Annotated in this window: 10 protein-coding genes; 3 read left to right on the top strand and 7 right to left on the bottom strand. The window is 65.6% G+C overall.

Annotation, left to right across the window (positions count from 1 at the left end; all coding sequences use genetic code 11):
- Nucleotides 1-1,026: 1,026 nt before the first annotated feature.
- Entirely contained in the window at nt 1,027-1,323 is a 297-nt protein-coding gene (locus ACYVF6_RS35760) for a hypothetical protein (RefSeq protein ID WP_460527999.1), read from the top strand.
- Between the two features lie 246 nt (nt 1,324-1,569).
- Nucleotides 1,570-1,926, top strand: coding sequence for a peptidase inhibitor family I36 protein (locus tag ACYVF6_RS35755; RefSeq protein ID WP_460527997.1), 357 nt, complete (start codon nt 1,570-1,572; stop codon nt 1,924-1,926).
- A gap of 746 nt (nt 1,927-2,672) precedes the next feature.
- On the opposite strand, the gene ACYVF6_RS35750 is transcribed toward ACYVF6_RS35755, so the two are convergent.
- The 6 genes from ACYVF6_RS35750 to ACYVF6_RS35725 form a co-directional block, all read right to left on the bottom strand.
- Nucleotides 2,673-4,145, bottom strand: a complete 1,473-nt coding sequence (locus tag ACYVF6_RS35750; RefSeq protein WP_460527995.1) for an FAD-dependent monooxygenase — start codon at nt 4,143-4,145, stop codon at nt 2,673-2,675.
- A gap of 23 nt (nt 4,146-4,168) precedes the next feature.
- A complete protein-coding gene (locus ACYVF6_RS35745) occupies nt 4,169-6,811 on the bottom strand; it encodes a class III lanthionine synthetase LanKC N-terminal domain-containing protein (protein ID WP_460527993.1) in 2,643 nt (880 codons plus the stop codon).
- A 64-nt stretch (nt 6,812-6,875) separates the two neighbouring features.
- Complete coding sequence (locus ACYVF6_RS35740) at nt 6,876-7,049, bottom strand: hypothetical protein (protein ID WP_460527991.1); 174 nt, start codon at nt 7,047-7,049, stop codon at nt 6,876-6,878.
- A gap of 214 nt (nt 7,050-7,263) precedes the next feature.
- Nucleotides 7,264-10,050 carry an AfsR/SARP family transcriptional regulator gene (locus ACYVF6_RS35735; RefSeq protein ID WP_460527989.1) on the bottom strand — a complete coding sequence of 929 codons (2,787 nt, stop codon included), beginning with the start codon at nt 10,048-10,050 and terminating at the stop codon, nt 7,264-7,266.
- Between the two features lie 123 nt (nt 10,051-10,173).
- Nucleotides 10,174-10,350 carry a hypothetical protein gene (locus ACYVF6_RS35730; protein WP_460527987.1) on the bottom strand — a complete coding sequence of 59 codons (177 nt, stop codon included), beginning with the start codon at nt 10,348-10,350 and terminating at the stop codon, nt 10,174-10,176.
- 78 nt (nt 10,351-10,428) lie between these two features.
- The gene (locus ACYVF6_RS35725; RefSeq protein ID WP_460527985.1) at nt 10,429-10,881 is read right to left on the bottom strand and encodes a hypothetical protein; all 453 of its coding nucleotides are present in this window, start codon (nt 10,879-10,881) and stop codon (nt 10,429-10,431) included.
- A gap of 332 nt (nt 10,882-11,213) precedes the next feature.
- Between ACYVF6_RS35725 and ACYVF6_RS35720 the strand changes: the two genes are divergently transcribed.
- Nucleotides 11,214-14,606, top strand: a complete 3,393-nt coding sequence (locus ACYVF6_RS35720) for a glycosyl hydrolase family 2 protein (RefSeq protein ID WP_460527983.1) — start codon at nt 11,214-11,216, stop codon at nt 14,604-14,606.
- Between the two features lie 110 nt (nt 14,607-14,716).
- Here ACYVF6_RS35720 and ACYVF6_RS35715 read toward each other — a convergent pair whose 3' ends face one another.
- Nucleotides 14,717-15,148, bottom strand: coding sequence for a nitroreductase/quinone reductase family protein (locus ACYVF6_RS35715; RefSeq protein WP_460527981.1), 432 nt, complete (start codon nt 15,146-15,148; stop codon nt 14,717-14,719).
- Nucleotides 15,149-15,163 lie beyond the last annotated feature (15 nt).

Raw genomic sequence — 15,163 nt, 5'->3', positions numbered from 1 at the left:
GTGCACGCCGCGTCTGCATATCCCTGGCCCATCGCCTATCCGGAGGTTGCCTGTGGTGCCGCGCCTGATCCACCAGATCTGGATCGGCCCGGACCCGGCACCTGGCGAGTTGATCGACACTTGGCGTACCGCTCACCCGACGTGGACACACTGGCTCTGGACTGGACCGAGCTCAACAACCCGGCTGAGTTGGCATGGCGGCCTGACTGCCGCCTGTTCGACCGGTACGTCGCCGAGCAGTGCTGGCATGGCGCTGCCGATGTCGCTCGGGTGGAGATCCTGCGCTGTCACGGCGGGGTCTATCTGGTTGCCGACATGCTCTGCATCCGCCCGCTCGATGGCGCGGCCTTCATGGAAGCGGGGTTCTGGGTCAGCGAGTCCCCGCACACCGCTGGGCGTCCTCAGAACGCCGCGATGGCCTGCACGCCAGGACATCGGCTTGCTGTCGCCTACAGTCACGCGCCCGAACGGATTCGTGTGCTGCATCCGGCGTGGCGACGCACAGGTGCGCTCCTGCTGCTCTCGCCGGCGTTCCACCCGCCTACGGATGGACGGGCCCCGCGAACACCGCGCCCTACGACGGCCGGTGTATGCCGAGCACCGCTTCTACTCCGCCCGACGCGGCCGCAAACCGTAGATCGAGTCGAGAACTCCACCCAAGTCGAAGAGGATTGCTTGTGGGTCGTGGCGAGCTCGCGGTCTGGGAATGGATCCGACCCGAGGCTGGGAACTTCGGGAAGAGCTTGGCCCGGAGATCCTTTCCCACCTGGGCTATCGGGTTCGCCGCGCCGGGTTGGGAGACGCTGAGTTGATCGCGTGTGGGTCGGTGCTGGAAGTCGCTGCCGCCTCTGCCCACCCCGGCACGAGCGTCTGGGGAGCTGGGCTCCAGCAAGGCAAGCCGTGTGACGTCCCCAGGCTGGACGTGCGCGCCGTTCGAGGCTCGCTCACCGCAGGCAGGATTGGCCTGCCCGGCGTGGTGCTCGGCGACCCCGGCCTGCTCGTACCGGGTTGTGGCAGCGCCCGGTCGTGCGGCGCCAGGTCGGTGTCGTGCGGCGCTACACCGACACCCGGTCGTTCCCGTGGTCCGACCTGGTGATCGACACCACCATCGACACGAGCCGCTCGGTGGACGACGTGATCACCCAGATCGGGTCCTGCGCCGCGATCGCCTCCTCCAGCCTGCACGGTCTGATCGTCGCCGCCATGCGGCTGTCCTGGGACCGTGTGGTCGGCGGCGACTTCAAGTTCGCCGCCGCACTCTCGGGCATGACCGCAGATCTCACGCCCCATGCTGCGGACGAGTTGATCGGACCACCCCCATGACCACCTCGCCAGAAGCCTAGATTCGGCTTTCGGTGGCGATCCCCAGTGAACGGCCGGGAACCGCAACTGTTGAGGCGGCATCGTTGCTGGTGAGGCCGTTTGCTGAGTTGCGTGTGAGATCTGCATCAGTCTCACGTCAGAGGCGCGTCAGACCTCGATGTGAAGCTGCCAGCCGACAAACAAGTCCGCAGCGGGACCGCCGTCGTATATCGGCAGGCAGCGTGTCCGCACTTGAAAGGAGCATCGTTGAGAGTAAAGGCATTCGGAGCGGCCGCAGCGATCGTGCTTGCGGCCATGGTCGGCGTCGGCGCACCGGCTTCGGCGAGCACACAGCAGCCTCGTGACTTCCAGGACTGCTGGGTTGATGGCACTGTCTGTTTCTGGTCCCAGAACGGCTACAACGGGGGCATGGTGATGGCAGATGCCGTGCCCTCCGGCCAGTGCACCAACATGGGTATCTACGGCAATTCCTACTACAACCGGTCAAGCCGGCCCCAGCGGATCTGGGAGGGGCAGGACTGCACCGGGCGGAACGTCCTCGTCAGCCCTGGTTGGGGAGATCCGTATCCGCCGTGGACGGCGTTGAGCGTTGGCGGCGTCTGAATCACCCACCGAGCGCTCACCACCATGACCGAGACCCGGAGTACACAAGGCGCCGGGTCTCGCTGTGCGATGTGTACGGTCATGTCTCACAGTCACACCCGTGTCCTGCGTGACCAGATTGCCGCCGAACACGAGGGGCGGAGGTCGAACTCGACGGCCGTTGGGGTCACTCCGCGGAATTCGTCCGCCCAAGGATCGACTGTGGACGATCAAGTAGTTCCCCACGATCGGCCATTTCCGATGACATCTTCGCGTGATCGTCGACATCCTGGCATCGATTGCTCTGCTGGCGGTATCGCTGAGCCCTCTACCCGCACAAAGAGCGCACGGTCAGAACCTGGCTTGAACAAGCCGGTCACAGCTTCGAGCGTGGAGACGGAGACGGCCAGCAGGGCACGTTGGGAGCTGAGCGCGCTGTTGACGGGAACGCCCGCACGCGGTGGGCTTCTCAGTTCAGCGATCCGCAGTGTATCCGGGTCGGTCAGGGGGAGATGGGTCAACGACGATTACTCCAGCTGTCGTGGCCGAGGATCTCGACGGCGTGGCCGCATGGCTTTGACGGTGTCTCGGCGCCGGAGCTGTGGCATCGTTGCCTGACGCATCGCTTCTGGCCGCGCCAGCTGGGGTTGTAGGGCTCAGGACATGCTTGACTGTTCGTTCTTCGCAGATGCTTGAGGTTGGTCGGGGCTTGTGCCGGTGCGGGAGGTTTCGCATGCTTGTTTGCGCACTGGATGCGGCGAGTGGACCTACCGTGCCCGTGGACCCCCGAACCATGCGGTCAGCGCGTCGGGAAGCCGTGGGTCGGTGAGGTCTCCGGCCCAGGCGACGTATCCGTCCGGGCGGATCAGAACGGCGGCGGGGGCGGCGATCTCGCCTAGGACCGGTAGTTCCCAGGTGCCGGCGTGTTTGGCATCGAAGGCTCGAACCCGGTCTGCCCATGGTGTGATGTCGAAGCCGCCGGTGTCGCCGAGGTTCAGCAGCACCGGTCGGGCCTGGTGCAGCAGGTTGAAGGTTCGTTGTGGACCATCGGCGGTGATCAGGTCGAGGTCGGGCATGCGGCGCCCGAGCAGTGGGTGTCCCTCGCCGAGGTCGTAGTGGATGTCCAAACCAGACATCGTCGCCGCGACCCGTTGGCGCGGCTCGTGCAGGCGCAACAGTTCGTAGGTGATATCGCGCAGCGCTTGGGTGCGTTCGTCTTGGCGGAGGAGCGCGGTTTGGGCCATCGTGTTGCGCAGCACCCGGGCGGCCACCGAATGTCGCTCGGTGTGGTAGGTGTCCAGGAGAGGTTCCGGTGAGGTTTCCTTGACGACTTGAGCCAGTTTCCAACCCAGGTTGACCGCGTCCTGCACTCCGAGGTTGATGCCCTGGCCGCCCACCGGAGCGTGCACGTGCGCGGCATCACCGGCCAGCAGCACTCGCCGGTCACGGTACGACGCCGCCTGCCGGGTGGTGTCGGTGAACCGGGTGATCCGCTTGGGGTTGTGCACTCCGTAGTCCGTGCTGTGCGCGGCGATGAGCGTTTCGCTGAGTTCACGCAGAGTCGCCTCACCCGAGGGTTTGACGTGCGGTTCGGGCACCACGAGACGTACTGGTGTCCCGTCCGCCGATCCAGTGGAAGAACGGTCACCCGTATCGGGTTGGCGGGATAGCCATTCCGGCATCTTGTCGACCCTGACCTCGGCGATCAGGCAGCTGAAGGTCGGATCCCATCCCGGGAAATCGATGCCGGCGGTCTTGCGGATGAGGCTGCGTCCGCCGTCGCACCCGACGAGATATTCGGCCCTCAGCGGCTCACGGTCGGATACCTCGAGGTCGACACCGGTGTCGTCCTGCTCGAACCCGGTTACTTCACATCCGCGAAGGATCGGTACGTCAAGCTCTTCGACCCAGCCGGCCAGCTCGTGCTCGATGCGGTTCTGCCACAGGCCGAGCATGTAGTTGTGCCTGGTGGGAAAGCAGCTGACGTCCAATGAAGTCGTGGCGAAACCCACGAGCTGGGACATCTTTCCGCGCTGCAGGAACCGATCAGCGATTCCACGCTGATCGAAAACCTCGATGGTACGGGAGTGCAAACCTCCCGCGCGGGATTCGGGAAGGTCCTGGCTGTGGCGCCGCTCGACGATGGCGACGTCGATCCCCGCCAACGCCAGCTCGCCCGCCAGCATCATCCCGGTTGGACCGCCACCGGCGATCACTACCGCATGCTTGCTGGAATACATGTCAGGTACCTCCGGCTGACGGCTCAGAACGGGCCGGTCGCGATATCGCTGGAGGTGAGGTCGCGGAAGCGGGTGAGGAAGCTGAGGACGCCGGCGGCGCCACTGGCCCACGACATGCTTCCGGGCTGTACGTGGTTGCGGGTCGGTGGGGTTGGGGGCGTGTCGGCGTGAAGGAGCAACAGTTGGGTGGTGGCGGACTCGGCGGCGGCGAGGAACCGGTCATCATGCGAGCTGAGATCGCAAAACAGTTCGCCGATGCCCGCCACGCCACAGCACTGGCCGGCCGTGGCGATTTGGGGCAGCCAACGCAGACAGCCGTCGGCGCAGGCCACGGCCAGGTCGACAACTGAGCCGTCACCCAGTTGGCGTCCTGCGGCCAGCAACACCCGACCCATCCCGGACATGCCGCGGCACCACGACGTGCACAGTGGGACGGCGTTGGGTTTTGCTGACGCCGTCACGAATTGCGTCACCTGCCTGGTGAGCGCCGCCAGCCGGGTGGCGAGTTGTCGTAGCGCCTCGTCGGAGGGGGCTCGGCGGTACCGGTGCCGGAGGAACTCGACCACCCCGGCGTGGCCGTGGGAGACCCCGATGGCGGTGTCGCGCCCGGGCACCGAGACGTCATCCACGGGAACGATTGCCGCGGCACCGTAGTGTTCGTTGAGCGATTCGGCGCAGCGCCGGACCATGTCCTCGTGTTCCGGACGTGGGTCCAGGTCGTTCAACAGCAGGTGGCCTAGGCCGACACCGGAAGCGCCATTGATGATGTCTTCGTCATCGAGAGTGTCAGTGGGTTTTCCGAACAGCTGTTTCGGCGCCAGCGGTGTCGCCGTTACGCCTGCGGCGATGGCGCGTCGCAGGAAGAGTTCCACTCCGGTGGTGCCCAGGTGCAACCCCGGTCGCAGTTGCAGCTGGGCGGCGGTCCGCGTACTGAATCTGGCGAGCCGTGCCACGGTGTCGGCGACATTCGGGCGGTCGAGGTGCGGCAGCAGACACAGTCCGACGCCCGCGGCACCACGGTAGACACCGGGATCCGGATCGCGGTTGTCGTCGAGTGCCTGGTTGGTGCGGGACACCAGCTGGGTGAGGACGCGGTCGACCAGTGCGGTGGTGTCCGATCCGTGGCGGTGACCGGTAGGGCGACGGCGCCGGGATCGCCGGGTGTCTGTGGGCAGGCGTCCGTCCGCGAGGGCGGTAAACGCGGCCGCCATGGTTTCGGGATCGGCGGACAGCAGGTCGATCACCGCGGCGACGACCGGCGGCGGCTCGTCGGAGTGGATGCGGTCGAGCATGTCCAGCGCCATCACGCGTGAGGCGTCCGGATCGTCCTCGTCGACGGGTGGCTCGGCACCGATCGTGGCGGCGAACAGCGTCATACCGAAGGCGTGCAGGTCGTCTCGTGGCTCGGCGGGTTCATCCGCGAACTGCCGTGCCGGGGCGTATCCCTTGGTGCCGCCCTTTATCGTTACGTCGTGGTGATTGCAGTGCCCGAAGTCGATGAAGGTGACCTCGTCGCCGGTTTCGCTGACGATCAGATTCTTCGGGCTCAGGTCGCGCAACAGGTATCCCCGGGCGTGTATTTCGCGCAACGTTCGGGCGAGTCGGTGGGCGAGGGCGTCGAGGCAGCGGGACTCGCCGAGTTTCGGCGGGTGGGTAGCGTGGTCGGGCCCGTCGATGGGCGCATACTGCCCGTTGCGCGTGATCTCCTTGGACAAGCTGAGTTTCCCGTCGAACGAGGTGACCAAGTACTCGTCCTCACCATGCCGGAAATGATCGCGAAACCGGGCCACACCGGGGACGTCATGCAGTGCGTTCAGGACGAAGCGTTCGTTTCGCAGCTGAGTCCGAGCGTCGCCGCCGTCAGTTGACTCCGCGACGTAGGCCCGCGCCTGCTTCACCACGACCGTCTCGCCAGTGCGCAGATCGGTGGCGGCGTAAACGTTGCCGCGTGCCGATTCCGCCATCCCCCTGTACGGCTCATAGTGGAGTCCCAGCCGGGCGGGCTGGCCGGATGCGGCCGCCGGGCCGCCGCCGCTGCCCGTTGCCGGCCGGAATGGATCGGTGGCCCAGGGCGGCTGCTGGTAGGTGGTCGTCGCCCACCCCTCGAAACTCTCGCCGGTAGGACCGACCATTATCGAGGTGAGGTTTCCGATCCCATTGGCCACAAGGGTGGTTCGGAACGGGCCGTACCGGTAGTACACCGGGGCGTCGGGTGCCACCCGGCGATCGCTGAGTATCCGGGGCCCAACCCGGCCGCGGAGCAGTTCCACAAGGACGGTACCCAGCTGCGCGACCCGGTCCTGGTCGGGGTAGATGGTGACCGCTTTCCCCACGCTCGGCGGCGCGGACGAACCGTCGTTGAGCTCGCCCAGCACCCGAAGCGAGCGGGCTAGTTTGAAGGCGCAGCCATGTTCAAGCAGGAACGGCACCAGCACAGTGACCAAGTCGCGAAAGTCCGCCAGCCGCGACGAGATGTGGAACTTCCAACCGTGATCCGGCAGGCGCTTGCCACGACGGTCCGCGTAGAGCCAGGTCGTATCCCGCCGGATCTGGTACCGGCCGTCGGCCGATACCAGATCCGAAACGGTGGCCTTGATGGCAGAAGCCGACGTTTTCACGCTGCTTACCGTCATTCCCGTGCCTTTCATGGAGGTCTGTTCGAGCACGTCTGTATCCAGAACGGCCGATAGGGCAGCTAACGGGCACCACCATCGAGGCCGGTTGATCAGGTCAGACCTCGTCGTCGGCCTGGAATGGCCAACAGTCGGAGGTCCCGCATCCGATGGTGCAGGTGAGGTAGCAGGCGACGTTCTCGTTCAGCGAGACGCCTTCGGGGAATTCAACGTCGACTTCGCGAGTCGCTTCGCCAGCGTCGCGAGGAGCGAGTTCGAACAGTGCGGTCATCGTGATCCTTTCGATTGCGGGTGACCCGTACATCAACAGGAGGCCGGACAGCCCATGGACTCCGTTCTGTCGTGAGATGGCATGCGCCCACCGCTCCTCCCGTGTCATGGCAGCCCGTCGGCCGCCGGTCCCTGTCAGCCTGCCGGAGTCTTCTGACGCGGCTCTGACGCGACACTGACGGGATACTCAGACGGCCGGTGGTGGCCCGATCGCGTCAACCGGACAGTTTGGCGCGCGCCTGCTCGGCGTCGGGGTGGCCGAGCTCGTCGAGGATCGTCCAGGCTTTCCGCCAGCTCCCGTAGGCCGTGCGGGTGTTGCCGAGTGCGAGGTGAGCGTCTCCTAGCTGGGTGAGAGTAACGGCTTCCTGGTAGGAGATCTTCAGGTGGCGAAACGAGTCGAGTGCTTCCTGGAAGCACTCGACTGCTGTGTGGTGGTCGCCGCGTTGGTGGTGTATGTAGCCGAGGCTGTTCAACGTCACGCTTTGCTGGTAGTCGTCTCCGATCTCCTGCGCTTGTGCGAGAGCCTGTTCGCAGCGCTCGAGGGCCTGGTCGTACTCCTGAAGGTGGGCGAGATGCCAGCCCACCTGGTTGAGCGCGTACGCCCGGCTGGCGGGCGGGCCACTGACATCGAAGACCCGGAGAGCCTGTTGCGCGGACTCCAGCGCCTCCTGGTGCCGGTCACGCCGACCCAGCCAGGACGCGAGATGGAGCCGGGTGAGAGCTTCCTCGGCGGTGTCGTCGAGCTCAAGGTGAAGCGCGAGCGCCTGCTGGAGATCCTCGTATGCCTCGTCGAACCTCTCGAGCTTGTCGTTGGCGCCTGATCGCAGGCCCAGGATCCGAGCTTGACCTGCGGCGTCGCCAAGTCGCTGGGCGGCATCCAACGCAACCCGCAGGCTTACGACTTCCTCCTTCCAGCGGCCGGTGCGGTACAGGAAGTCCGCCAGCGTCAGACCCAGTTGCCAGGCCAGTTGGTAGAACCCCGAATCGTGGGCTCGGCCAACGGCGTCGAGCAAAGTGGTGTGCTCGGCCTTCAGCCACGCCCAGGCCTCATCATGGTCCGCCAAATCCTGGCGGATCGTGCCCGGCTCCGGCTCGACCAGCGCGATCGGAGTGCGGTACGGATGGAGCCGAATAGCAGCGGCGTAGGCAGTGTGTAGGTGGTGGCAGAGTACGCGCGTGGCAGCGGCTCTTCGCTCTGTCTCTGTTTCGTTGGTGTGGACGAGCTCGAACGCGTAGGCGCGCAGGAGGTCGTGGAGAGCGTAGCGGCCGGGGGTGGGTTCGGTGAGCAGGTTCGCCCGGCAGAGCTCGGTCAGGAGCGTGCGTACGCGTTGAACCGTCACGTCCGCAAGGCTGGCTGCCGCCGGCACGCCGATCTCTGTGCCTGGGTTCAAGCCCAACAGCCGGAACAGGCGAGCGGCGTCAACGCTCAGCTGGTCGACCGACCAGGAGAACACGGCGGGTAGGTCAGTGGACGCGTCGCCGCCGGTGAACGCTTCCAGGCTGTCGTCGGCGTCGCACAGTTGGTCGGCGATCGCTCGAAGCCGATAGCCGGGATTGGTTGCTGCCCGGGCCGCGACGATCGCCAGGGCCAGTGGGAGCCGGGCGCAGTCGTCGATCAGCTCGCGGGTGGCGTCTGGTTCGGCGGCGAGCCGGTCGTGGCCGAGCCGGCGCGCCAGCAAGTCGTATGCCTCGGTGTCGGTGAGCAGGTTGAGGTTGATGGGGTGTGCGGCTTCGGCCGCGACCAGGCCTGGTAGTTGGTTGCGGCTGGTGACCAGTGCCAGGCATCCCGGCGAGGCAGGCAACAGCGGTCGGACTTGCTCTTCGTCCGCGGTGTTGTCGAGTAGGACGAGCATGCGTTTGCCGGCCAGCAGCGACCGGTACAGACCGGCTCGCGCCTCGACGTCGGCAGGGACGCCATCGGCGGACACGCCGAGGGCATCCAAGAGCAGGCGGAGCGCTTCTCCGGCCGCCATCTTGTGCCCGGACGGTCCGAAACCGTGCAGGTTTACGTACAACTGGCCGTCGGGAAACCGGTCGGCGACCTGGTGTGCCCAGTGGATTGCCAACGCGGTCTTGCCCACGCCGGCGGTCCCCGTGACCGCCGAGATCGCCACCGTTGTGGCGCCGACGTTCGGAACGGTGGGAAGAAACGCGTCCAGCGCTTTCAGGTGCTTGGCCCTGCCGATGAAGTCGCGTACCCGGGCCGGCAGGAGCCGTGGCACCACGGCCTCGGGGGGCGCCTTCGGCGCAGGCAGGGATCCGGGCTCCGGCTCACCAGCCAGGATCTGCTGCCGCACTTGGCGTAGTGTTGGGCCCGGCTGTACGCCGAGCTCATCGTCGAGCAGACGGGTGACCCGCTGGTATGCCTCTAGGGCATCAGCCTGCCGCCCACATCGGTAGAGCGCCAGGATCAGCAACTCCCATAGCCGTTCCCGGTAAGGGTTCTCGCTGGTCAACGCCGTCAGCTCACCCTGCAGGACGGCGTGGTTGCCCAGCTCGAGCTCGGCCGCCAACCGCCACTCCGTGACATCCAGTCGCAGGCTGTCCAGGGCCGCTGCCTGTTCGCGTACCGCGGCTGCTTCGACGCCCGCGAACGCCGCACCCCGCCAGAGCCCCAGCGCCTCCCGCAGCCGCGTGGCCGCATTCTCGTAGTCGGCGTGATCCAGCGCCTGCCGTCCCGCCGCAGCCAACCCCTCGAATCGCTGGGCATCGATGCCCTCGACCGGAACGTCCAGCGAGTAGCCGAAAGGGCCACGCCGCAGTACCGAACCGCTGGAGTCGTCCAGCGCCTTACGGAGGCGATAGACACAGGAATGCAGTGTCGATTCGGCAGCCGCTGGAGCAGCGTCGCCCCACACCGCGTCGATCAACTGATCCTGACCTACCGGTCGGCCGGGCTCGAGCAGGAGGACGGCGAGCACACTTAACTGGCGAAAACCGCCGATCGCGATCCGCCGGTCGCCGGACCACAGCTCCAGCGGGCCGAGTACGCGAATTTCCATGACGTCCCCCGACGGCTTGCTGGTGTACGAACGATACCGCCATCATGCCCCAGGGAGCCCCGAAAGTTCCGCTCGGATTCGCGGCTCCAGGTGGGTGAGCCTGGTCGTCGCGCTCATGCCGGATCATCCGTCGGCGAAGTGTTGCGCACACACCGCCCTGGTCGAGCGGTAGTAGATGATCGTCAACCCGGCCAGGCCAACACCCCATGCGGGGAACCCGACGTAGACCAGATGGAAGACCCACGCCGCGATCTCGGACTCGTCCGTGGTGGTCACGCCGAGCAGGTCGAGCAGCCACATCACCACACCCCCGGCGGGATTGGGAGCAGTATGAGCGACTCACCGGGACCGCCCTACTGCCTGCAGGGAGCAGTATCGTCAGCTGCCCGACGAGAGCTCGAAGGATGCTTCAACGATCAGGCTCCCGACCGAAAACTGCTGGTCAGCCCAGGTCCCATCCTTTGGCGCTCCCCGCGGGGCACTCAACAGATCCGCAAACCCGGCTGCCGTGGCGCGAGTCGCGGTGGTCAGGGTTTCGGCGGATTCATCGGTGATGGTTACTTTCAGGTGCGCTTCCTTGCGCCTGTAGCTGTAGACGACCTGGAGCCGCAGCGCGTCGTACAGGTCGCGCTGGAGCTGCTCGGGCGCCTTGCTGAGCTGCTTGCGGAGCGTGGGGAGCCGGTCGAGCAGGCCTGGGTCCGGGCGGCCGTTGTGGGCGGGCTGGGCGGCGAACTGGTCTAGCTCGGCTGTCTCGTCTTGAGCTGCCTGGAGAGGTCTGCGAAGCGCTCGCGTAGCCGTTGCCGGAACGCCTTTACGCGTGTCCTCGTCCATGTCGTCGTCGAGGTCCTCGATCTCGTCGAGTACCCGCCGGGTCGGCGTACCCCACGGCTGCCTACGCCACCACACCCACAACGACGAACACCGCCTGGCCGCACCGCATCGACAACCATGCCCGGACTCACCAGTCACGAGATCGCCAGCCTCGGTCCTACGAACCGGCCCATATCGTCGGCATATCGAAAGCCGCATACGTGCGGGCAACACCACGCTGCGTTGACTGGGGGATGACCTAGGCCAACCCGCACGCACACGGACCCGTCGTCGGCTGCCGGTTGTGTATGCAAGTGACTTTTCCGTATGTGAATCGACGTGGAGGAGGGCCGATGAAACGCCGTACGCTGATGAAGCTAAGCGCCGCTCTGGCTGTCACGCCACTGGGCCGATGCGCCACACCGCAGGCTGTCGGCGGCGCTGCGAACAGGGCGCAGAACTGGGGCGACCGGCTCGAACGAGGTTTCCTGGAGCCGCCGAACACCGCGAAACCGCGCGCGTGGTGGTTCTGGGGAGACGGAAACGTAACTCAGGAAGGCATCAAGAAGGATCTGGAGTGGATGAAGCGCGTCGGCTTCGGTGGATTCATGCGGGCCGACTTCGCCATGGGTACACCACAGATCGTCGAGCGCGTGGGGGTCATGTCGCCCCAGTGGATGGACGACATCAGGTATGCGACCAAGCTGGCTGACCAGCTGGGCTTCCACATGGGCACGTCCGCCACGCCCGGATGGTCCGCCAGCGGTGGCCCTTGGGTCCCGCCTTCGCAGGGCATGAAGAAGTTCGTGTGGACCGAGACGCGCGTGGAGGGCGGCGAGCCGTTCCGAGGCAAGCTAGCTCATCCGCCGACCGTCATTGGCCCTTTCCAGAACCTGGATATCAAAGACGCCCCTGGCGGCGCCGAACTGAACCTGCCGGACCCCTGGTATGCGGACGCCGCGGTGATGGCGTACCGGCTCCCGGACAGTGACGAGTCCCTGGCCGGGTTGCAGCCGAAGGTCACCTCCAGCGGTGGCGATTTCGACCTGGCCAAGCTGACCGACGGCGATTACGCCAATGGCACGCTGCTTCCGCCCGCGCCAGTAGGCGAGAAGTCGTGGATTCAACTCGAGTTCGAGAAGCCGGTCACCGTTCGAGGCTTGTCGATCTACCTCGGCGACCTCGACCGTGGAATGCTGACGATGCCAGGCCAGAGTTCGGGCCAGACCTTGGAGGTAAGCGACGACGGCAAGCAGTTCCGGGTGATCGCTGAGCTTCCTGGATTACGCTTGTCGAGCTTCGTTCTTGACTATTCGGTCGGCGCGTGCACGATTTCGTTCGCGCCGGTGACCGCGAAGTTCTTCCGCATTGCCATTCTTGCCAGGCAGATGGGTCCGTCCGCTCCGCAAGCCACCAATATCTCGGAGCTCACCCTGCACACGTCGGGTTGGGTCAACCGCCTCGAGGAGAAGACGGCGGCCTTCTCGACGCCCCCAAACACTTACGAGATGACGACGCCGGCTGTCACAGCCGACGCCGTGGTGCACAAGGAAGACGTCATCGATCTCACGTCGACGATGGAGCCCGACGGAACCCTGAACTGGACACCCCCGGCAGGCAAATGGGCTGTCCTGCGCCTGGGCTGTTCGCTCGTCGGAACCATGAACCGCGGGACCACTCCCGAGGCGACCGGCCTCGAAGTGGACAAGCTCAGCAAGTCGGCCGTGCAGGCCTACTACGACTACTACCTGGACAAGTTCGAGCAAGCCACCGGCGGGCTGATGGGCGAACGCGGCCTGAACTACCTGCACAACGACAACTGGGAACGCGGCCAGGCCAACTGGACCGACGAAATGATCGCGGAGTTCACCAAGCGCCGCGGCTACGACATGAAGCCATGGCTCCCGGTGCTGGTCGGTCATGTCGTGGAAAGCTCCGAAGCCAGCGACCGGTTCCTCTGGGACTTCCGCAGGACGATCGCCGAAATGACGGCCGAGTACACCTATGATCAGGTCTCGGACATACTCAACAGGCGCGGTATGGGCCGCTACAGCCAAGGACACGAGTTCTACCGGCAGTACGTCGTCGACGGCATGGACGTGAAGCGGACCGCCACCGTCCCGATGGGCGTGGCGTGGGCCGGCAACCCGGTCGGGGAGGAACCTCCCCACAACGAAGACGTCCGTGAAGCCGCCTCTGTTGCCCATATCTATGGACAGAACCTGGTCGTGGCTGAGACATTTCCCGCCGAGCCAGGCGAAGACGGAAGCGACGCGTACGCCTTCTCACCCGAGAGGCTCAAACCGGCTGCGGACGTCGCGTTCGCCGACGGGGTCAACCGGATCGACTACGAGGCCACCCCTCACCAGCCGGTGGACGACAAGATTCCAGGACTGGCACACGCGTACGGCCAGTGGTTCACCCGCCACGAGACCTGGGCCGAGTATGCCGAACCGTGGATCACCTACCTCGCGCGCAGCAGCCATCTGCTCCAGCAGGGCCGCGCCGTCGCCGACGTCCTCTACTACTACGGCGAAGACTCCAACATCACGGCACTCTTCGGCGACCAAGGGCCGGACGTGCCGGAGGGCTATGCGCTCGACTACGCCAGCTCCGACGTGATCCTGAACCGCATCGACGTCACCAACGGCCGCATCACCACGCGCTCCGGCATGAGCTATCGCCTGCTGGTCCTCGATGACAACGCGGTTCACCTCCCGCTCAACGTACTGAAGAAGATCCGCCAGCTGGTGACCGCCGGCGCGAGCGTGGCCGGTCCGAAGCCGACAGACAGCCCGAGCAACAGCGACAACCAAGCCGAGCTCAAGTCCATCGCCGATCCGCTGTGGGGAACCGGTAAGGGGACGCGCAAGGTCGGAAAGGGCCAGGTGTTCGCGGGCCAGTCCGCAGCCGACGCTCTTCACGCTCTACAGGTCTCACCGGACTTCGAGCACACCAAACCACGAAGCGACACCGCCCTGGCCTACGCCCATCGCAAGATCTCCGATGGCGACATCTACTTCGTGCACAACCGCAAGAACCGCGCGGAGAACGTGGACGTCACGTTCCGGCTGGCCGGCAAGGCGCCCGAACTCTGGAACGCCGTGACCGGCGAGATCAACCCGGCGGCGTACCGCGTCGCCAACGGGCGCACCACCGTCCCTTTGAACCTCGATCCGAGTGAAGCTGTATTCGTCGTCTTTCGCAAGCCCGGGTCCCCGCACGGCCGCACGCTGCCACAGGTCACGGAAACGCCGGCCGGGACGATCGATGGTTCCTGGACAGTCGCGTTCCAGCCCAACCGGGGTGCTCCGGCCAGCATCACGCTCGACAGGCTGAGCGCATGGAACGACCATCCCGATCCCGGAGTGAAGTACTTCTCCGGCACGGCCACGTATACGAAGACCATCCACGCACCAGCCGAATGGTTCGCGCCCGGCTCCAAGCTGATGCTGGACCTCGGGAGCGTGAAGAACATCGCCGAGGTCACGGTGAACGGCGAATCCGCCGGCGTGCTGTGGACGCCGCCTTTCCAGGCTGATATCACCGGCGCGCTGAAGCCGGGCACGAACACGCTCGAGATCAAGGTCACGAACCTGTGGCCCAACCGGCTGATCGGCGACCTGCAGCCCAACACCACGAAGAAGTACACGTGGACGTCGTTGAACGTCCTCCGCGCTGATTCACCCCTTCTTCCTTCCGGCCTCCTGGGGCCGGTACGGGTCCTCAGAACGTCGAGCAACTAGTACTACAGCCGTAACTCTTGGTGCCGAAGTACGTGACGCGGGCAATCCGATCAACTGACTCGCAGACGACCGCGACAAAGCGCTGGCTCACGTCGATACGGGGGAGGACGTTAGTCCGGGGCGGGAACGCCTTCGAGGATGATCACGGGGAATGTCCGGTTGGTGTTTTGTTCGTAGGCGGAGGTGCCGTCGGAGACGATGCGGTAGAGGCGGTCGCGTTCCTCGCCGGTGGTGATGATGGCGCGGGCTTGGTAGGAGTTGTCGCCGAGTTCGACTGTGACGGTTGGGTTGGTTCGCAGGTTGTGGTACCAGGCTGGATGTTTGGGTGCGCCTGCTTTTGAGCCGATCACGAAGACGCGGCCGTTGTCGTCGACGGCGTAGCCGAGTGGCACGGTTGTGTGCCGTCGTGTGCGTGCCCCGGTCGTGGTCAGTAGGAGGATGGGGAAGGGTGGTTGGCTGACGGTGCCGTGGTTGGCGCGGAACTGGTTGATGACGCCTTGGTTGTAGGTCTGGAACTCCTCATCGGTTGGCACGGTTGGCATGGTTGGCATGGTTGG

It is taken from the genome of Flindersiella endophytica, from assembly GCF_054779015.1.
This window is presented reverse-complemented; position numbering and strand designations above follow the sequence as displayed.

Coding starts and splice junctions, on each gene's coding strand:
- ACYVF6_RS35730 (WP_460527987.1), bottom strand. CDS start 10,350: ATGTGGCTGCTCGACCTGCTCGGCGTGACCACCACGGACGAGTCCGAG.
- ACYVF6_RS35720 (WP_460527983.1), top strand. CDS start 11,214: ATGAAACGCCGTACGCTGATGAAGCTAAGCGCCGCTCTGGCTGTCACG.
- ACYVF6_RS35750 (WP_460527995.1), bottom strand. CDS start 4,145: ATGTATTCCAGCAAGCATGCGGTAGTGATCGCCGGTGGCGGTCCAACC.
- ACYVF6_RS35735 (WP_460527989.1), bottom strand. CDS start 10,050: ATGGAAATTCGCGTACTCGGCCCGCTGGAGCTGTGGTCCGGCGACCGG.
- ACYVF6_RS35725 (WP_460527985.1), bottom strand. CDS start 10,881: ATGGACGAGGACACGCGTAAAGGCGTTCCGGCAACGGCTACGCGAGCG.
- ACYVF6_RS35715 (WP_460527981.1), bottom strand. CDS start 15,148: ATGCCAACCGTGCCAACCGATGAGGAGTTCCAGACCTACAACCAAGGC.
- ACYVF6_RS35740 (WP_460527991.1), bottom strand. CDS start 7,049: ATGACCGCACTGTTCGAACTCGCTCCTCGCGACGCTGGCGAAGCGACT.